General features: G+C 70.3%; 12 protein-coding genes. 7 read left to right on the forward strand and 5 right to left on the reverse strand.

Annotated features, from left to right (window positions below):
- The first annotated feature begins 242 nt into the window (after positions 1-242).
- On the forward strand, positions 243-2648 hold the full coding sequence (locus ACT3SP_RS04820; protein WP_444586106.1) for a glycoside hydrolase family 3 N-terminal domain-containing protein: 2406 nt from the start codon (positions 243-245) through the stop codon (positions 2646-2648).
- Positions 2648-3886 (forward strand): endo-1,4-beta-xylanase, encoded by a 1239-nt coding sequence (locus ACT3SP_RS04825; protein WP_444586107.1) that lies wholly within the window; start codon positions 2648-2650, stop codon positions 3884-3886. Before ACT3SP_RS04820 ends, ACT3SP_RS04825 begins: the two co-directional genes overlap by 1 nt.
- Here ACT3SP_RS04825 and ACT3SP_RS04830 read toward each other — a convergent pair.
- Positions 3822-4547: a DUF624 domain-containing protein gene (locus ACT3SP_RS04830; protein ID WP_444586108.1), complete on the reverse strand. Its 726-nt coding sequence runs from the start codon at positions 4545-4547 to the stop codon at positions 3822-3824. The genes ACT3SP_RS04825 and ACT3SP_RS04830 overlap by 65 nt on opposite strands.
- Before the next feature lie 548 nt (positions 4548-5095).
- Here ACT3SP_RS04830 and ACT3SP_RS04835 point away from each other — a divergent pair.
- The 4 genes from ACT3SP_RS04835 (at position 5096) to ACT3SP_RS04850 (ending at position 10030) form a co-directional block, all read left to right on the forward strand.
- Positions 5096-6769, forward strand: a complete 1674-nt coding sequence (locus ACT3SP_RS04835) for an ABC transporter substrate-binding protein (RefSeq protein ID WP_444586109.1) — start codon at positions 5096-5098, stop codon at positions 6767-6769.
- 37 nt (positions 6770-6806) lie between these two features.
- Complete coding sequence (locus ACT3SP_RS04840; protein ID WP_444586110.1) at positions 6807-7781, forward strand: ABC transporter permease; 975 nt, start codon at positions 6807-6809, stop codon at positions 7779-7781.
- A gap of 8 nt (positions 7782-7789) precedes the next feature.
- Complete coding sequence (locus ACT3SP_RS04845; RefSeq protein WP_444586197.1) at positions 7790-8719, forward strand: carbohydrate ABC transporter permease; 930 nt, start codon at positions 7790-7792, stop codon at positions 8717-8719.
- 123 nt (positions 8720-8842) lie between these two features.
- Positions 8843-10030, forward strand: coding sequence for an endo-1,4-beta-xylanase (locus ACT3SP_RS04850; RefSeq protein ID WP_444586111.1), 1188 nt, complete (start codon positions 8843-8845; stop codon positions 10028-10030).
- Positions 10031-10094: 64 nt separating this feature from the next.
- On the opposite strand, the gene ACT3SP_RS04855 is transcribed toward ACT3SP_RS04850, so the two are convergent.
- On the reverse strand, positions 10095-12185 hold the full coding sequence (locus tag ACT3SP_RS04855) for an alpha-glucuronidase (protein ID WP_444586112.1): 2091 nt from the start codon (positions 12183-12185) through the stop codon (positions 10095-10097).
- On the reverse strand, positions 12182-13165 hold the full coding sequence (locus ACT3SP_RS04860; RefSeq protein ID WP_444586113.1) for an acetylxylan esterase: 984 nt from the start codon (positions 13163-13165) through the stop codon (positions 12182-12184). The genes ACT3SP_RS04855 and ACT3SP_RS04860 overlap by 4 nt, the downstream gene beginning before the upstream one ends.
- 199 nt (positions 13166-13364) lie before the next feature.
- On the opposite strand from ACT3SP_RS04860, the gene ACT3SP_RS04865 reads away from it, so the two are divergent.
- Positions 13365-14426 (forward strand): LacI family DNA-binding transcriptional regulator, encoded by a 1062-nt coding sequence (locus ACT3SP_RS04865; RefSeq protein ID WP_444586114.1) that lies wholly within the window; start codon positions 13365-13367, stop codon positions 14424-14426.
- Between the two features lie 2 nt (positions 14427-14428).
- Here the strand turns inward: ACT3SP_RS04865 and ACT3SP_RS04870 are convergent, their stop codons facing one another.
- On the reverse strand, positions 14429-16699 hold the full coding sequence (locus ACT3SP_RS04870; RefSeq protein WP_444586115.1) for a glycosyl hydrolase family 95 catalytic domain-containing protein: 2271 nt from the start codon (positions 16697-16699) through the stop codon (positions 14429-14431).
- Entirely contained in the window at positions 16696-18366 is a 1671-nt protein-coding gene (locus tag ACT3SP_RS04875; protein ID WP_444586116.1) for an ABC transporter substrate-binding protein, read from the reverse strand. The genes ACT3SP_RS04870 and ACT3SP_RS04875 overlap by 4 nt, the downstream gene beginning before the upstream one ends.
- Positions 18367-18662: the final 296 nt, after the last annotated feature.

Raw genomic sequence — 18662 nt, forward strand, 5'->3', positions numbered from 1 at the left:
TCGGCTCGACTTCCTGGTCTTTCGCTCGCCGACGTCGGCGAGGGTGCGACGGCACCCACCCTATCGGACGGAGCCTGTTGACCCCAGGTTCTGACCTGTCGTACGCTCTCGCCACCGAAAGCAACCGAAAAGATTGCTAAACCCCGACTGAAACTGCCTCGGAGGCGAGTGCTGCGGAGGACGGTCCCGACGGCGTCGTCGGCCGTCCCGAGCGAGCGCCGCGGACCGTGCGAAGGAGCGTCATGTCCCTCCCCCTGTGGAACGACCGGGGTCGCAGCACCCAGGAGCGCGTGGAGTCCCTGCTCGCCGAGCTGAGCCTCGAGGAGAAGGCCGCCCAGCTCGGCAGCTACTGGAAGCGGCCCACCCTCGGCGACGCCGAGGGCTTCGCCCCGATGCAGTCGACCTTCGAGGCGGGACGGGACCCCTTCGAGGCCGCGGTGCAGCACGGGCTCGGGCATCTCACCCGCCCCTACGGCAGCGCCGCGCTGACCGCCCAGGAGGGCGTCGAGAACCTGCGCGAGATGCAGCAGGCCGTGGTCGCCGGCTCGTCCCACGACATCCCCGCACTGGTCCACGAGGAGTGCCTGACCGGCCTCATGGCCCACGGCGCGACCACCTACCCCGCCGCGATCGCCTGGGGGGCGAGCTTCGACCCCGCCCTGATCGGGGAGATGGCGCGTCGCATCGGCACCGACATGCGCGCGCTCGGCACCCACATGGGCCTGTCCCCGGTGCTCGACATCGTGCGCGACTACCGCTGGGGACGCATCGAGGAGACCATGGGGGAGGACCCCTACCTCACGGGTGTGCTGGCCACCGAGTACGTGCGCGGCCTGCAGTCCACCGGCGTGATCGCCACCCTCAAGCACTTCGCCGGTCACGCGGCCTCCCGCGCGGGGCGGAACCATGCGCCGGTGTCCATCGGCATGCGCGAGCTGCACGACATCGACCTGGTCCCCTTCGAGATGGCCGTGCGCGAGGGCGGCGCGGGCGCGGTGATGAACTCCTATGCGGACCTCGACGGCACGCCGCCCGCCGCGAGCCGCTGGCTGCTCACCGACCTGCTGCGCGAGAGCTGGGGATTCGACGGCACCGTGGTGGCCGACTACTGGGCGGTGAGCTTCCTGGAGTCCATGCACCGCGTGGTGGAGGACGACCGCGCCGCCGCCGTCACGGCGCTGAGTGCGGGCCTGGACATCGAGCTGCCCGAATCCACCGCCTTCCCGCACCTGGTCGCGGCCGTGCGCGACGGGGAGGTCGAGCAGGAGGTGCTCGACACCGCCGTGCGGAGGATCCTGCGCCAGAAGGTCGAGCTGGGGCTGCTGGATCCGGAGTTCGACCCCGCCACCACCGGCGAGGCGATCGATCTCGACCAGGCGGAGAGCCGTGCGCTCGCCCGTCGGATGGCCGAGGAGTCCATCGTCCTGCTGGACAACCCTGCGGGCCTGCTCCCGCTGGCGGCGCCGAGCGCTGCCGGCGACGACGCGACGGGGCCCGCCTCGATCGCGCTGATCGGCCCGGCCGCCCTCCAGCCGCGCAGCTTCCTGGGCTGCTACAGCTTCACCAACCACGTCCTCTCCCGCCTCGAGGACAACGGCACCTCCGTGCACGTCCCCACCCTGGCCGACGCCCTCGCGGCCGAGTTCCCCGCCGCACGGATCGCCACCGCGCGGGGCACCGACTTCGTCGACCCCGACACCGCCGGGATCGACGAGGCGGTCGCCGCGGCCAGCGCGGCGGAGGTCGCCGTCCTCGCCGTCGGCGACATCGCCGGGCTGTTCGGTGCCGGCACCTCCGGGGAGGGCTGCGACGTCGAGAGCCTGCAGCTGCCCGGCGCCCAGCACGAGCTCGTCGAGGCGGTGCTCGCCACCGGGACGCCCGTCGTGCTGGTGCTGGTGACCGGACGGCCCTACTCGCTGGGCGTCTACGTCGGCCGGGCGCGTGCGATCGTCCAGGCCTTCATGCCGGGGGAGGAGGGCGCCGCCGCCCTCGCCGGCGTGCTCTCCGGCCGGGTGAACCCCTCGGGTCGCCTGCCCATCGGCATCCCGAACGGCGTGGGAGGACAGCCCGGCACGTACCTCGCCCCGGTGCTGGCCTGGGTCACCGACGGCATCTCCAACCTCGATCCCAAGCCCCTGTTCCCCTTCGGCCACGGCCTGGGCTACTCGCGCTTCGAGTACTCCGACCTCGAGCTCTCCGCGGACACCATCGCCGCCGACGGCACGATCCGGATCTCCGCGACCGTCACCAACGCCTCCGACCGCGATGGCAAGGAGGTCGTCCAGCTCTACCTCAGCGACCCCGTGGCCACCGTGGTGCGCCCGCTGAAGCGGCTGGTCGGCTTCACCAAGGTGGGACTGGCCGCCGGCGAGAGCGCGCGGGTCACCTTCGACCTGCACGCCGATCGCACCTCCTTCACCGGCGCCGACCTGCAGCGCATCGTCGAGCCCGGCGAGTTCCGGGTGCGCCTCGGCGCCTCGAGCGAGGACGTGACGCTCGAGGGATCCTTCCGGATCGAGGGGCAGGTCCGGGTGATCGAGCGCGGCCGCGCGGTGCTGGACACGCCCGCGGAGGTGTCGCCTCTCGCCCTGCACGCGCAGGAGGCGGTGCCGGCCGGCGGTGCGGGCACCGCCGGCGGGAGCCTCTGATGGCTGCCGCGGGGACCTCGGCCGCCGACGTCCTGCGCGAAAGGGTCGAGACCCTCCGGCTCCGGGTCCTCGACCGGAGCGGGGCGGTCGTGCCGGGCGCGACGGCCCGGGTCGAGCAGACCGGCCACGGATTCGGCTTCGGGTGCTCCGCCTTCGAGCTGCGACCCGAGGAGCCCGACGCCCACACCCGGCTGTGGCTCGACCTGTTCAACATGGCCACCCTGCCCTTCTACTGGCGCTGGTTCGAGCCGTCGCCGGGAGCTCCGGACACCGAGCGGCTCCGGCGGTTGGCCGAAGGGCTCCTCGGGCACGGAGTGCGGATCAAGGGCCACCCCCTTCTGTGGCACACCCTCGCCCCCACGTGGCTGCTCGAGCGCACCGACGAGGAGGTCGAGGAGGCCGTCAGCGCCCGCATCACGCGGGAGGTCGGCGACTTCCGGGGACTCGTCGAGCAGTGGGACGCGATCAACGAGACCGTCATCCTGCCCGTGTTCGAGGCCGAGGAGAACGCCGTGACCCGGCTCGCGCGAGCCCGCGGCCGACGGGACGTCATCCGTCTCGCGTTCGACACGGCCCGTGCCGCGGACCCCTCGGCGCGCCTGGTCCTGAACGACTTCGATCTGACCCCCGCCTTCGAGGACGTCATCGAGGAGTGCCTGGAGGGCGGGCTGGAGATCGACGCCATCGGCCTGCAGACCCACATGCACAAGGGATACCGCGGCGAGGAGCAGATCGCGGAGGTGATCGAGCGCTTCTCCCGGTTCGGGCTGCCGATCCAGCTGACGGAGACCACCCTGCTCTCCGGCGACCTGATGCCCGCCCACGTCGTGGATCTCAACGACCACGTGGTGGACACCTGGCCCTCGACCCCCGAGGGTGAGGAGCGGCAGGCGCAGGAGATCGTGCGCCACTATCGCACCGTGCTCGCCCAGCCCGCCGTCGAGTCCCTCACCTACTGGGGCCTGGGGGACGCCGGGGCCTGGCTGGGCGCTCCCGCCGGGCTCGTGCGCGCCGACGGCACCCCCAAGCCCGCCTACGCGGCCCTCAGGGAGCTGATCGCCGAGGAGTGGTGGTTCCACGACCGGACGGTGCAGGCCGACGGCGACGGGGTGCTCGAGATCCGCGGCTTCGCGGGGACCTACCGCGTCGACCTCGGCGACGGCCCGGTCGAGATCACGATCCCTCGTGGGGGAGGGGACCATCAGCTGCGTCATCCGCAGCAGGCTCCGGCGAGCTGACGAACCTCTCGGTGAGCAGGTTCGCGATCGGGCGCTCCGAGGCCCACAGCGCGAAAAGCAGCAACGAGGCCACCACGGGGAGCACGAACTCCCCGATCAGCAGGACGATACCGAGGGTCAGGACGCCCAGCGAGAGCAGTGCCAGCGTCGAGAGCGGGCGCACCAGCAGCGTGAAGGCGGTCAGCCGGAAGACGTCGATCGTCCGGAAGCTGAACCCCGAGACGATCGAGAGCGCGCGGGCGAGGACGAGGAGCCCGACCGCCCCCAGCGCCAGGTAGAGGATGTCGAGACCGCTGGTCCCGGCGCGCCCGCCGGTGCTGAGATTGAAGGCGAGCAGGGCCAGGACGGCGAGCACGGGCGCGCCCGCCACGAGGCTGTCGAGGCCGTTCAGGCGGTACCCGCGCAGGAAGTGCCGGGCCGGCACCAGCTCGCGGTCCCGGCGCCACGCGCGGCACGCGTACAGACCCGCGGCGATCGCCGGGGGCAGCGGCAGCGCCGCCACCACGAACAGCACCGCGCTCACGGGGCCCGGGGAGAGCAGCGTCCACACGAGCACCGTGGGTGCCGAGGCCAGCGCGACCATCACGTCGATGACCAGGAACCAGTACACGCCCTCGGTGATCTCGTGGAAGAGCCCACGGGTGCGGCGGGGTGGCGTCATCGCTCCTCCTGGAGGGTGCCGGACGGGGTCGGATGCGCCTCAGAGCCTACTCTGAGCGAAACTTTCGCGACGTGGAACGGGGCTTGTTGCGAGAACGTGACCATCTCGCCGGCGCTCTGCGGGCACGAGCCTGCCACGGAGGCCGAAAGAAGAAGCAGGTCATAGAGATGCAGGCGGATCCAGCCTCGGAGGGGGCGGATCTCGCGGATTGCTTGACCTGGATCACACTGCCGGATATGTTGACCTGCATAGCGAAAGCTTGACGAAAGTCTCGGCAAGATCCGCGCATGGCTGCGCGGGGAGGCGGTCGAACGGCTTTCGCTCCGAGCCCGTCGACGTCGATGGATGACCGCTGATGAGCCTCGGACCGATCGGACCGCACCTCTCCCCGAGGGGAGCGGCGCCACGGCACCGCCGCCGATCGCGCAGCCCCGTTCCACCTGGTTCCCTCGGGCACCACCCGCTCCATCCCGTTACATCCCGTTTCACCCCGTTCCATCCGCGCCGCACCGCACAGGTACGGCACCTACCCCGACGAGGAGACGGCCATGACGATGCCGCACCCCTTCCCTCATTCCCCGACCCGACGCAGCTTCGTCGGACTCTCCGCCGCCGCCTTCGCGACGGTGGCGCTGTCCTCCTGCGGCTCGAGCTCCGGCGAGGAGGTCGACGTCGAGACCCAGAACGTGGGCGCGATGGAGGACTACGCCGCTGACACGCAGTTCAAGGCCACTGAGCCGATGCAGGTCAGCATGCTGTGGACGGACTGGCCGGAGGTCCCCGTGGAGGACTCGTGGCGGATCTTCGATCACATCAAGGAGCTCACGAACGTCGAGATCACGCTGACGCACATCCCCTTCAGCGACGCGACCGAGAAGCGCAGCCTGCTCATCAGCGCCGGCGACGCCCCGACGCTGATCCCGCTGGTCTACACCGGTGAGGACGCTCCGTTCGTGTCCTCGGGCGCCGTCGTGCCGCTCAGCGACTTCGCGGACCAGATGCCCAACTTCCAGAAGTACGTCGAGGAATGGGACCTCGGCGAGATGATCGACAACATCAAGCAGGCCGACGGCAAGTACTACATGATGCCCGGCCTGCAGGAGGTGTCCGTGCCCGTCTTCAGCCTCGTCGTCCGCAAGGACGTCTTCGAGGAGGTCGCCGGCGGCGTCCCCAACACCTGGGACGAGCTCCACGAGGCTCTCCTGCAGATCAAGGAGGAGTACCCGGACTCGACCCCCCTCGCGGACGGCTTCGAGGCGCAGTCCATGCTCAACTACGCCGCCCACGGCTTCGGCACGAAGGCAGGCTGGGGCTTCGGCGACGGCGCGATCGACGGGGACGGCGAGGACCTGGTCTATGCCGCGACCACCGACCAGTACAAGCAGCTGGTCGAATACTTCCGCGTGCTGGTCGAGGACGGTCTGCTGGACCGCGAGTCCCTCACCGCCTCGAACGACGGCAGCGGTGCCGCCGACGTCAGCGAGAAGTTCGCGAACGAGACGTGCTTCGCGGCCTCCGGCTCCTCGGGCACCGCGATCGAGTTCGCCCAGGCGCTCGAGGAGACCGTCGGGGAGGGGAACTTCGAGGTGACCCTCATCCCGCCGCCCGCCGGCCCCGCCGGGGAGAACATCGAGCCGCGCAACTTCTGGCACGGGTTCATGCTCAGCTCGGAGGTCGCGAGGTCCGAGAACTTCCTGGCCACCCTGCAGTTCGTGGACTGGCTCTACTTCAACCCCGATGCTCGCGAGATGCTGCGCTGGGGGGAGAAGGACGTCAACTACACCAAGGCTGAGGACGGCACCATCGAGCTGATGGACGAGTTCTCCCTGGACGACTACGCGATCAACCGCGGGGGCGAGACCGATATCCAGACCGACCTGGGGTTCTCCACCTTCCCGGCGGAGTCCACGGAGTCGCGCGCCCTCAAGGAGTCCTACAGCACGCCCGAGTTCGTCGCGTACATCGACGACGTGCTCTCCGCGCGCACCCCGCGCGATCCCATCCCCCCGGCCCCGCTCGACGAGTCCGAGCTCGAGCAGGCCTCGTTGCTGGCCACCCCCATCAAGGACGCCGTGGACACCGCCACGCTGCAATTCATCATGGGTGAGCGGGACATGGAGGAGTGGGACACCTTCGTGGGCGAGCTGGAGGCCGCGGGCCTCTCGCGCTACATGGAGCTCATCAACGGTGCGCGCCAGCGGTTCGTCGAGGCGAACGGGTGAGGGACGGAGCGGTCGCGGCGGCGGTGGAGGAGGACCGATGACGCTGGCAGAGACGAGAGAGGTCGCCCCGCAGGAGCCTGAGCTCCGGCCCTCGCCGCCGAAGCGGAGGCCGGGGGGCTGGAAGCGGGCGCTGCGGCGGGACTGGCCGCTGTACAGCCTGGCCGTGGCGCCGTTGATCTTCCTGGCCATCTTCCGGTACCTGCCCATGCTCGGGAACGTCATCGCGTTCCGGCGGTTCCGGCCCGGCGGGAGCATCTTCGGTGACGAGTGGGTGGGCACGCTCTACGTGGACATGTTCATCCGCGATCCCGCGTTCTGGAACGTCTTCTCGAACACGGTGATCATCGGCGGCATGACCTTGGTGGTCTGCTTCCCGCTGCCGATCATCCTCGCGCTGATGCTCAACGAGGTGCGGCGCAAGCACTTCAAGAAGATCGTCCAGTCGATCAGCTACCTGCCGCACTTCCTCTCGGTCGTGATCGTGGTGGGCATGGTCTACCAGCTGCTCTCGCTGCAGGGAACGGTCAATCAGATCTCCGAGGCGTTCGGCGGGGACCCCGTCTCGTTCCTCCAGCGTCCCGAGTGGTTCCGCTTCATCTACGTGGCCTCCGAGGCCTGGCAGACCGTCGGCTGGGGAACGATCCTCTACCTCGCCGCGCTCACCGCGGTGGACGACGCGCTCTACGAGGCCTCCAGGATCGACGGTGCGAACCGCTGGCAGCAGACATGGCACGTCACGATCCCGGGGATCCGGCCGACGATGGTCACGCTGCTGATCCTCAACATCGGCAACTTCCTCAACGTCGGCTTCGAGAAGGTCCTGCTGCTGTACAACCCCATGACCTACTCGACCGGTGACGTCATCTCCACCTATCTGTACCGGGTGGGTCTGGTGTCGAACAACCTCAGCTATGCGGCAGCCATCGGCCTGTTCCAGGCGATCATCGGATTCGCGATGGTCATGACCGCGAACTACATCTCGAAGCGATTGGTGGGGACGAGCCTGTGGTGATCGAAGCAATGGCCCCCGACGCGCCGCGCAGGAAGCCCGACGCGCCCCGGAGGTCCTCACGGATCAAGGACTCGACGTCCTACAAGGTGTTCACGGTCGTCAACACCACTCTGCTGCTGCTGATGTGCGCGGTGATGCTCTACCCGTTCGTCATGCTGCTGGCCCAGTCGTTCAGCTCCGCCGGTGCGATCAACGCCGGGCGGGTCAATCTCTTCCCGGTCGACTTCAACCTCGACACGTACCGGGCCGTGGCCAACAACGGCAGCTTCTGGCGCAGCTACGGCAACACAGTCGTCTACACCGTCATCGGCACCACGATCGCCATGACGCTGACCACGACCTACGCCTTCGTGCTGTCGAAGAAGCACCTGCGGGGTCGCAGCCTGCTCATCGGCATCGCCGTGTTCACGATGTTCTTCAACGGCGGCATCGTGCCGAACTACGTGCTCATCTCCTCGCTGGGCATGAAGAACACCATGTGGGCGGTGATCCTGCCGCCGGCGCTGTCGGTATTCAACCTGCTGGTGATGAAGGCGTTCTTCGAGAACCTCCCCACGGAGCTCGAGGAGGCCGCACACATCGACGGCCTGACCTGGTTCGGGATCTTCTTCCGCATCGTGCTGCCGCTGTCGAAGGCGGTGATCGCCACGATGGTCCTGTTCTACTCGGTGCAGTACTGGAACGACTGGTTCGCGGCATTCCTCTATCTCGATCGGACCGATCTGTTCCCGGTGACGCTGTTCCTGCGGAACCTCATAGCCGGGGCCTCGACAGCGGCCTCGGAGGGTGCGGCCGCCTCGGGGTCCACCGTCAGCGACATCAACGCCAACATCCAGTCGGTGACGATGATCCTGATCCTCATCCCGATCCTGTGCGTGTACCCGTTCGTGCAGCGGTACTTCGTCTCCGGGATCATGCTCGGCTCCGTCAAGGGCTGAGCCGACACCGGCTCGCAGCCGCATGACTTCTGCGGGCTCCGCGGCTGCGGAGCCCGCAGGAAGACCTCCCGCACGGAGAGCCCGCGCGGGCAGGACGATGAACGAGACGTCGAAGGAGACACCATGAGACGCCGCCAGATCCTCACCGCCGGAGCCGTCGTCGGCGCGGCCGCCGCGACCGGCGCCACCACTGCACAGGCCGCCGGGCAGACGGCCGCGACGAGCCCCGGCCGGGCCGCGGGCCGCAGCCGCGAGACGCCGCCGAACTCCCAGCGCAGGGGCACTCTCGCCCACGCCGCCGGCGACGCCATCGCGATCGGCTCCGCGGTCGCGGGAGGCGGCCACCACAGCGACGAGCCCTATCCCGACCCCTTCACCGAGGACCGGACCCACCGCAGTCTGCTCGCCCGAGAGTTCACCTCGCTCTCCGCGGAGAACCAGATGAAGTGGGACCACCTCCGCCCGGAGCGCGACGTCTACGCCTTCGACGACGCGGACGCGATCATGGAGTTCGCGCAGCGGAACCGGCAGGTGGTGCGAGGGCATACCCTGCTGTGGCACAGCCAGAACCCCGACTGGCTCGAAGAGGGCGACTTCACCCCCGATCAGCTGCGCGAGATCCTGCGCGACCACATCGAGACCGTCGTCGGGCGCTACGCCGGGCGCATGCAGCAGTGGGACGTCGCCAACGAGATCTTCGACGACGACGGAGTGCTGCGCACCGCGGACAACATCTGGATCCGGGAGCTGGGCCTCGAGATCGTGGCCGACGCCTTCCGCTGGGCCCGTGAGGCCGATCCGCAGGCGCTGCTGTTCTTCAACGATTACAACGTGGACGGCATCAACCCCAAGAGCGATGCGTACTACGCGCTCGTCCAGGAGATGCTGGCCGACGGCGTCCCGGTCGACGGCTTCTCCACCCAGGGGCACCTGTCGATCCGGTACGGCTTCCCGGAGGACCTCGCCGAGAACCTGCAGCGGTTCGCCGATCTGGGGCTGCACACGGCCATCACCGAGCTCGACGTGCGCATGGAGCTGCCGGACGGCGCCGCACCCACCGAGGAGCAGCTCACCCAGCAGGCCGACTACTACCGCCGCGTGACCGAGGCGGCCCTGTCCGTGGACGGCTGCGATTCCCTGACCCTGTGGGGCTTCGTGGACACCTACTCGTGGGTGCCCGTCACCTTCGAGGGGGAGGGTGCCGCGACCGTGATGTGGGAGGACTACACGCGTAAGCCCGCCTACTACGCGGTCCAGGACGCCCTGGCCGAGGCCGGCGGCCGCGCCGACGACACCGCGCAGGAGCGCTGAGGACGCCGCCGACCGCACGGCCGGGCGCGGCGCCGACAGCGCGGCCGAGGTGACGGGCGTCCGATCAGTGGATCGGGCGCCCGTTCTCGTCGGCGATGCCGGAGGCGCGGAAGAAGTAGGAGCGCAGCTGGTCGCGCCACTCCTCGGCCGAGCGCTCCTGCTCGACGAGCAGGGCGTCGACCCTGTCGTGCAGCGCCGCGGGGACGCGGTCGGCGATCTGCCGCCAGCGGGGGCGCAGCTCGGCGACCCGCTCGCAGCCCTCGGCGCGAGAGTCGTAGATGTGTTGGATGACCGTCTTCCCGCTGTGCAGGCGGTGCGTGTACGGCACGTGGTGGAAGAAGAGCAGCAGCTCGTCGGGGCAGGTGCTCACCGATTCGTAGCGCGAGGCCCATGGTTCGGGGTACTGGCCCGCGAACCCGGTGCCGGTGGCGACCGTGCGGTCCACGCCGATGCCGTCGCGGTCGGCGAAGTGGTAGGTGCCCCACGGGGTGTACTCGTAGCCGTCGACGTCCGGTCCGTAGTGGTGGCCGGGGCGGACCATGAAGCCGACGCCGAGCGGCGCGGTGTAGCTCTCGTAGAGCAGCCAGGACGGGGCGAGGAGGTCCCGCAGCACCTCGGCGACCAGGGGATCGGGGCCGAAGGTGGCGCCGATCCACTCCTCGAGGAGACGGTCGGGTGAGACGCCGGGCTCCCAGGCCAGGCGGCCCAGGGCGAAGAGGTTCGCCTGGGCGAGCGGGTGGCCGGTCCAGAAGTCGTCGTCGCCGACGTTGGAGACCGCGACGAGCCCTGCCGCGGTGTCGGCGACGGTCGGCGCTCCGTCGGGACCGAGGGGGAAGCGCAGGGTCTCGCTCCACCAGGGCGCCAGGTAGCACAGGTGCTTCTGCTGGCCCGTGTACTCCTGGGTGACCTGCAGCTCGACGGCCAGCCGGGTGCGGGGCATCGCCGCGATCACGGGGGAGACCGGCTCGCGGGTCTGGAAGTCCATCGGGCCGTGCTTGACCTGCAGGACGGCGTTGTCGTCGAAGCGGCCGTCCAGCGGGGCGAAGTGGTCGTGGGCCGCCCGGGCGCGGTCGGTGGTGCGGTCGCGCCAGTCCTGGTGGTGGTCATAGACGAAGGCGCGCCAGAAGACCTCCCCGCCGTGCGGGGCCAGCGCGCGGGCCAGCACGTTCGCCCCGTCCGCATGGTCGCGGCCGTGCGCGAAGGGGCCGGGCTGGCCCTCCGAGTCCGCTTTGACGACGAAGCCGCCGAAGTCGGGGACCTGTGCGTAGAGGTCCGCGGTCGTGCGCCGCCACCACTCCTGCACCTCCGGGTCGAGGGGGTCGGAGGTCCCCAGCCCGCCGAGCAGCACCGGGGAGGCGAAGGAGACCGAGAGGAGCACGGTGATGCCCTGGGCGCGGAAGACCTCCGCGAGCCTGGCGACCTGGTCTCTCCTCGTGGTCAGCAGCGTCGCCTCGTGCGCGTGGACGTTGACGTTGTTCAGCGACACCCGGTTGATGCCGATCGCGGCGAGCAGGCGCGCATAGTGCTCGACGCGGGTGAGGTCCTCGCGCAGCTCCCCGTCCTCGAAGAACAGCGATCCGCCCGCGTAGCCGCGCTCGACCTGCCCCATCACGGGGTGGACGGTCATGTTGTCCCAGTGGTCGAGCATCCGGATGCTCAGCGCGGGGGAGCGGAGCGTCCACTCCTCTCCGTCGGCGGGCACCAGACCGAGCAGCGCGGCGTAGAAGCCGTAGCGGAGGCCGCGGCTCCCGCCGGCGACCACCCGGATCCGATCCCCCGTCGCCGCCAGGGCGAAGGATTCCTCGCCGGCGTCGGCCAGCTCCGCGAGAGGAGCCCCCTCGAGGTCGGCGGCCGGCACGTGACCTGTCGCCTGCGCAGGCTCCTGCGCGGGAGCTGTCGCCCGCGCGTGAGCAAGGTCGACCAGGGTGAGCGATCCGGGAGATCCCGGGGCGAGGGCGCGCAGTCGCGCGACCTCCGCCTCGAGCGACGCGGCCGTCGGCCCGTGGGCGTGCAGGAGCACCTCGCGGGGGAGGCGTGCGGCGGCGTGCTCCCCCAGCCACGCGAGGTCGCTCGGAGGCGCGGGCATCGAGGGCACGGGCATCGAGGGGACGGTGGTCCGGGGCACGGTGTTCCGGGATTCGGAGGCCGGGGTCACAGACGCTCCGCCAGCCAGTCGAGCTGGCGGCGCTGCTGGGTCGGGCCGCCGCCCTCGTGGTTGTTGTACCGATAGACGACAATGTCGCGCTCGGGGTCGGTGCCGGTCGCGCCGCCGTAGTGGTTGTAGGCGGCGAACACCGTCGACGGAGGGCAGGTGGCATCGCGCAGCGCCACCGAGAACAGGGCGGGCGCGGTCGCGCGACGGCCCAGGTGCATCGCATCGAGATAGGACAGCGTGGTGAAGGCCTGCTCCTCGCGGTCGCGGTGCACGGACAGGTAGCGCACGATCTCCTGATAGGGATCGGTGTCCGTGATGTCGACGGCGCGGCGCATGTGCGCCAGGAAGGGGACGTTGCTGAGCAGCGCGTCGACGTCGGGCACCAGTCCCGCCGCACCGATCGCGAGCCCGCCGCCCTGGCTGCTGCCGGTCACCGCCACCCGGCCGTCGGCGCCCGCCAGTGCGCGGGCGGTGTCGACCGCGCGGGCGGCGTCGGTCAGCAGGCGGGTGAGGTAGGCCGTCCGCGGCGACTCCAGGCCGCAGGTCATCACGCCCGGGGCGGCGGGCCCGGAGCCGACGGGGTCGACCGTGTGCCCGCCGGCGCCCCAGCTCGAGCCCTGTCCCCGGGAGTCCATCACCAGGTGCCCGTACCCCGCGGCGGCCCAGGCCAGGCGTTCGAGGGGCTCGCCGCGGCCGCCTCCGTAGCCGAGGTACTCCACGACGACCGGCAGGTCGCCCTCCGCGCCCGCGGGCCGGTTGTACCAGCCGCGCACCGCATCGCCGTCGTGGCCGGCGAAGGTGACGTCCCAGGTGTCGATCAGCCGGAGACCGTTGTCGATGCGGTCCAGGGAGAGGACGGGGTCCGAGGCGGCCCGGGCCCGGGTGAGCGTCTCGTGCCAGAACTCGTCGAGGTCGGCGGGCTCCGTCGGCTGCGGTCGGTACTCGCGCAACGCGTCCAGGGGCATGTCGAACAGGGCCATGCGAGGGCCTCCACGGTGATCGCCGGGTCCGCGCCGAGGCGCGCCCGAGGAGCGAAAAGGGGTGTGAAACAGTGCTGAAACTTGCGTTGCGGTTTAGGCTAGAGGGGCCGGAGGTGCCGGTCAAGGTCCACTTGCGGCGGTAGGGTTCGACATGGTGCACCGAGGACGGTGTGTCCCGGATCCGGGGAGAGGTGAGGTCATGGCGGAGAGCGAAGCGCGGGGAGGTCGCGTCACGCTGAAGGACGTGGCGGAACGTGCCGGGGTGTCCCTGGCCACCGCGTCCAAGGTGATGAACGGGCGCGCGGACGTGCGCGAGTCCACTCGGGAGACGGTCGCGCGAGCCGCCCAGGACCTCGGCTACCAGCCCAAGCGGCGCGAGAGCGACCGTCGGCGCTCGGCGCTGATCCACTTCGACACCCTCACCAGCCCCTACTCGCTGCAGGTCCTCGAGGGCGCCGAGCAGGCGGCCCACCGCGCCGACGTCGACCTGGTCGTGGTCAGCGGCGACCAGACCTCGGCCGGCCTCTCGCGCGCCTGGATGGCCGAGGTCGCCTCCCGCGGCGTCGAGGGCGTCATCCTGGTGACCACCCCCATCGGCGCCCGCCATGCGCGGTGGAGCAGGGACCTCTCCCTGCCCCTGATCGCGATCGATCCGGTCTCCATCGACCCGGACGTGAAGGGCATCGTCACCATCTCCGCCACCAACTGGGAGGGCGGCAGCAGCGCGGTCCAGCACCTGGTGGACCTGGGACACCGTCGGATCGGCGTGCTGGCGGGGCCCGAGGACTCCGTCCCGGCCCGCCAGCGGCTCCAGGGCTACCACTCCGCGCTCGGACAGGCGAGCATCCCCTGGGAGCGGGATCTCATCGAGCACGGGAACTTCTCCTACGAGGACGGTCAGCGCGGGGCCGAGCAGCTGCTGCGGCTCCCCGAGCCGCCCACGGCGATCTTCGCCGTCGCCGACACCCTGGCGGTGGGAGCCCTTCGCGCGGCCCGCCAGCTGGGCGTCGACGTCCCCGAGCAGCTCAGCGTGGTCAGCTTCGACGACACGATGATCGCCCAGTGGACCCACCCGCAGCTCACCGCAGTGCGGCAGCCGCTGTTCTCGATGGGGCAGGTGGCGATCGAGCGCCTGCTGGCGCTGTCCTCGGACCCGGGTCTGTTCGCCCACCCCTTCAAGCTGGAGACTCAGCTCATCGAGCGCGAGTCGACAGCCGACCATTCCGCCGCCGAGCGGGGAGCCGGCCGAACGTCGCGGTGACGTCAGCTCAGTGATGTCAGTGCCGCGACATCGACTACTGCGTGCCCCTCGGCAGGGACCTCCACCTCGATCGTCTTCTCGCGCCACCGCACCCTGTGCGTGCCCACTCCCTCCGGGCCCGCCGCTCGCAGTAGGAGAGCCTCGGGAGCGGCGTCCTGCCAGGTGATGTCGACGTCCACTCCCGGGCGCGCCCGCAGACCGAGCACCCTCCCTTCCTGCAGCAGCGGCGGCACAGCGGGGAGCAGCTCGATCTCGTTCCGGTGGCTCTGCAGCAGGCATTCGGCGATCGCCGCGACGATCCCGAAGTTCGCATCCATCTGGAACGGGGGATGGGCGGCGAAGAGGTTCGGGTACAGCCCGGCCCGCTCGGTGCCGGGGGCCGCCGGATCCTCGGCGTCGCGCAGGAACAGCTCCAGCAGGCTCTGCACCCGGTCGGGCCGGCGCAGCCGTGCCCAGAGGCAGGCCTTCCACGCGAGTGACCAACCGGTGGCCTCGTCCCCGCGACCCTCGAGGGATCGCTCCACGGCGGCGGCCAGCTCGTCGTCCAGAGGGTCGGTGCCGGGATAGACGAAGGCCAGGTGGGAGACGTGCCGGTGGGCGGTCTCCTCCTCAGGGACGGCGGCATGCCATTCCAGGATCCGGCCGTCGGGCCCGATGCGCGGCCCCGGCAGGCGCTCCAGCGCCTCCCCCGCCTCCTCGACGAGCGGGTCGTCCTCGCCGCCGAGCAGGCGGGAGCTGTCGATCACCCGGCGCAGGGTGTCCCGCACCAGCCACCGATCCATCCCGGCACCCTCCGTGAGGGCGACCCTCTGACCGGTGGGGTCCAGCCACCGGTTCTCGGGGGAGGTGGAGGGGAAGGTCGCCAGGCCTCCCTGCGCGTCCTCGATGAGCATGTCGAGCGCGAACCGGGCCGCCTCGCACCTCGCGCCGTGGCGTCGTCTCGCGACCTCGACGGCGCGCTCCCCGGTGAAGCGGGTGAGGTCGTCGAGCTCGTGCTCCAGCCAGAGCCCGCCCAGCGGCCACGCCGCCCATCGGGCGTCGCCGTCGACCGGGTCGGTGTATCCCCACGCGTCGGTGTTGTGGTGCAGCGCCCATCCGCCCGCGCCGTAGAGCCGACGAGCGGTGTCCTGACCGTTCCTGCGCAGCAGGCCCACGAACTCCTCGAGAGCCCGGGCCGCATCCGGCACCTGGGCGACCCCGGCGGCCCAGTGGTTCATCTCGAGATTGATGTTGGTGGTGAAGTTCGAGGACCACGGGGCCTGCACCTTCTGGTTCCATAGACCCTGGAGGTTGGCTGGTGGCAGGCCCGGGCGGGAGGCGCTGGCGAGAAGGTGTCGGCCCAGCGCGAACAATTGACCCAGCAGGTCCTGCCGACTCCCCCCGGTGAGGGTGAGCGCCGTGGACGTCGTGCCCGGCAGCGGGTGGGCCCGGTGGCGGCGCAGCAGTTCGCCGGCGCCCCGCGCCAGTGCGCTCTCCGCTCTCCGCGCGGCGTCGGCGAGGGCCTCGTGCGCAGGGAGATCCGGCCTCACGCCCAGGCCGCGCCAGGTCGTGGTGACCGCACAGACCAGCAGGCCGCGGCCCTGCGAGAGCGACCACCGCACGACGACGGCGGCGCGCATCGCCGCCTCGCCCCAGTGCACCCCGGGGTTGCCGGGGGCGTGCGCGGGGGCGACGTCCGAGGGGGCGCGCAGGAGGAGGTCCAGGGCCCCGTCGGCCGTGCGGCGATGCTCCTCGACCAGTGGTCCCGCCAGGTCGACCTCGACGCCGTCCTCCGGGCCCACGGGGAAGGTGTGGACCAGCACGTCGTCCGCGGCGCTCACGAGCGTCAGATGCCGGCCCTCGGAAGTGTCCACGCTGTGCTCGCCGCGGACGAGGTCGAGCGTGCGCTCGCTCGGGGAGTCGCTCCGGGCCGCCGCCTGCAGGGGCAGTCGGGCGGTGAGCTCGCCGATGGGCTGGAAGGCCTGGGACCAGGTCGTCCCGAGGACGGCCAGCTCCTGCTCGGCGGCCGCGGCCTCGCCCTGGGTGAACAGCGCGCGCGACCGCGCGATGGCGGCGGCGGCCGTCGCCTCGTCCGCGCCGCGGTGCTGGTGCAGCCCGGGCATGCCGGACCACAGCGTTGAGTCGTTCAACGAGAAGCGCGCCTGCTGCGGATCGCCCCAGACCATCGCCCCCAGCCGTCCGTTGCCCAGCGGCAGCGCCTCGAGCCAGCGCGAGGCCGGGCCGAGACGTCGGAGAGCGGTGTGCTCCGCGGCGGCTCCCCGACCTGGAGTCACGAGTCGCTCTCGAATCGCTCCCGGGCGCTGTTGATCAGGTCGACGTAGGCGGAGAGCCCCGATGACTCGAGCTCGTCGAGGAAGGTGCCCCATTCGTTCATGTCGAGCTCGCCGAGGATGAAGCGCAAGGTGTTGGTGTCCACCGTATCCTTCAACGGGGTCGCCATCAGAGAGGCCTGCTCGAGCTCGCCCTCGTCCAGGGGCGCCGGCGCCCACGGGGGCATCGACTCCAGGTTCTCCACCACGCCGTCGACGTACTCGGCGAAGGATTTGGAGTTGTACGACTCCTTCAGCGACCGGGACTCAGTGGCCTCCGCGAGGAAGGTCGAGAAGCCGAGGTCCTCGAGCAGGTCCGTCTCGGCGTCCGTGTTCAGGTCGAAGCTCGTCAGGGAGTGGTCGTCGGTGAGCTCGATGGCGCCGTCGGAGTTCTTCGTATAGGTCTCTCCCTCGATGCCCCAGCGCAGCATCTCCCGCGCGTCGGGGTTGAAGTAGAGCCAGTCCAGGAACTGCAGAATCGCCAGGAAGTTCTCCGAGGAGGCGATCTGCGAGTTGAGCATGAAGCCGTGCCAGAAGTTCCGCGGCCCCATGATGCTGCCCGCAGGGCCCGCCGGCGGCGGGATCAGCTGGAGCTCATAGTTCCCGCGCCCCAGTGTCGAGTCCAGGGCCTGGGCGAATTCGATGGCCGTGCCCGAGGAGCCGGACGCCGCGAAGCAGGTCTCCGCCGCGAACTTCTCGGCGATGCCCCCGGCGCCGCTGCCGTCGTTGGAGTCCGTGAGCGACTCCGGGTCCAGCAGTCCCTCGGCGACCAGGGCCCGGTAGTACTCGACCATCCCGCGGTACTCCTCGGTGGTCGCCGCGTACTCGAGCGGGCCTCCGTCATGGCCGCCGATCATGCCGTCCCCGAAGCCCCAGCCGGCGCGGGTGCCGAAGGCGTACCCGCCGTAGTTGATCAACGACTGCCCCTCGAAGCCGTCCGCGAGCGGGATCGCGCCGGGGTGCTTCTCCTTGATCGCCTGCAGGCCCTCGTGGACCTCGTCCCAGGTGCCGGGGATCCCGATGCCCACGTCCTCCCAGACGTCCTTGCGGATGATCAGGGAGAACGAGGGCACCCAGACCTCCTGCAGGCCGGGGAGCATGTAGTACTTCCCGTCTGCCTGGCGGAGGTTGTCGATCATCTCGCTGATATCCCACTCCTCCACGTACTTGCGGAAGTTGGGCATGTGCTCGATGTAGTCGCTCATCGGCAGGATCGCGCCGGAGGAGACGAAGGGCGTCTCGTCCCCGCGGTAGATCAGGGGGATCAGCGAGGGTGCGTCGCCGGCGCTGATGAGCAGGCTGCGCTTCTCGACGGAGTCACTGAACGGCACGTGGACCAGCTCGAGCTCGACGTTGGTGAGCTCCTTGATGTGGTCGAAGATCTCCCACGTGCCCGTCACGGGGCTGTCGGGCCAGTCTGTCCACAGGATCGACAGCTTGATCGGCTCGGTCGCAGTGAACTGCTGATCGGCCTCGTAGGAGTCCATCGAGCCCGCATCCTGTGTGGCGACGTCGACTTCGTCGGCATCGGAGCCGCCGCAGGACGAGAGGCCGAGAGAGGCGAACGTGGCGGCGCTCAGGCCCACGAACGTGCGTCGGCTGGTGGGCGAGGACGGCGACGGCAGGGTCATCGGTGGCTCCTGGGTGATTCGGCGTCGGATCGACGTGGCGACACGCGGACGGGAGGTCCCGTCCGGGGTAGTGCGGTGACGGCGGCCGCGGCCGCCCGTCTCGATCCCGACGGGCTGCGGTGCCCGGAGCGATCGCCTCTCGCGTCGGCGGGAAGAAATGTTTTAAGAAATGTTTCTGCCATATACGAGATGGCTCCAGGTTAGGTGTGTCCACCATTGGACGTCAAGGACGAATCCGATCGAGGGCAGTGGTGCTCATTTGGTGCACGACGTCCCGGTCAAGGCGGCACGGAGAG

Origin of the sequence: Brachybacterium sp. AOP43-C2-M15, assembly GCF_052446295.1 — a bacterium.
Lineage (GTDB): Bacteria > Actinomycetota > Actinomycetes > Actinomycetales > Dermabacteraceae > Brachybacterium.

What these genes read in the sequence shown, in the direction of transcription:
- ACT3SP_RS04830 (WP_444586108.1), bottom strand. Translation starts at nt 4,547, where the DNA reads ATGACGCCACCCCGCCGCACCCGTGGGCTCTTCCACGAGATCACCGAG.
- ACT3SP_RS04825 (WP_444586107.1), top strand. Translation starts at nt 2,648, where the DNA reads ATGGCTGCCGCGGGGACCTCGGCCGCCGACGTCCTGCGCGAAAGGGTC.
- ACT3SP_RS04850 (WP_444586111.1), top strand. Translation starts at nt 8,843, where the DNA reads ATGAGACGCCGCCAGATCCTCACCGCCGGAGCCGTCGTCGGCGCGGCC.
- ACT3SP_RS04820 (WP_444586106.1), top strand. Translation starts at nt 243, where the DNA reads ATGTCCCTCCCCCTGTGGAACGACCGGGGTCGCAGCACCCAGGAGCGC.
- ACT3SP_RS04835 (WP_444586109.1), top strand. Translation starts at nt 5,096, where the DNA reads ATGACGATGCCGCACCCCTTCCCTCATTCCCCGACCCGACGCAGCTTC.
- ACT3SP_RS04845 (WP_444586197.1), top strand. Translation starts at nt 7,790, where the DNA reads ATGGCCCCCGACGCGCCGCGCAGGAAGCCCGACGCGCCCCGGAGGTCC.
- ACT3SP_RS04875 (WP_444586116.1), bottom strand. Translation starts at nt 18,366, where the DNA reads ATGACCCTGCCGTCGCCGTCCTCGCCCACCAGCCGACGCACGTTCGTG.
- ACT3SP_RS04840 (WP_444586110.1), top strand. Translation starts at nt 6,807, where the DNA reads ATGACGCTGGCAGAGACGAGAGAGGTCGCCCCGCAGGAGCCTGAGCTC.
- ACT3SP_RS04860 (WP_444586113.1), bottom strand. Translation starts at nt 13,165, where the DNA reads ATGGCCCTGTTCGACATGCCCCTGGACGCGTTGCGCGAGTACCGACCG.
- ACT3SP_RS04865 (WP_444586114.1), top strand. Translation starts at nt 13,365, where the DNA reads ATGGCGGAGAGCGAAGCGCGGGGAGGTCGCGTCACGCTGAAGGACGTG.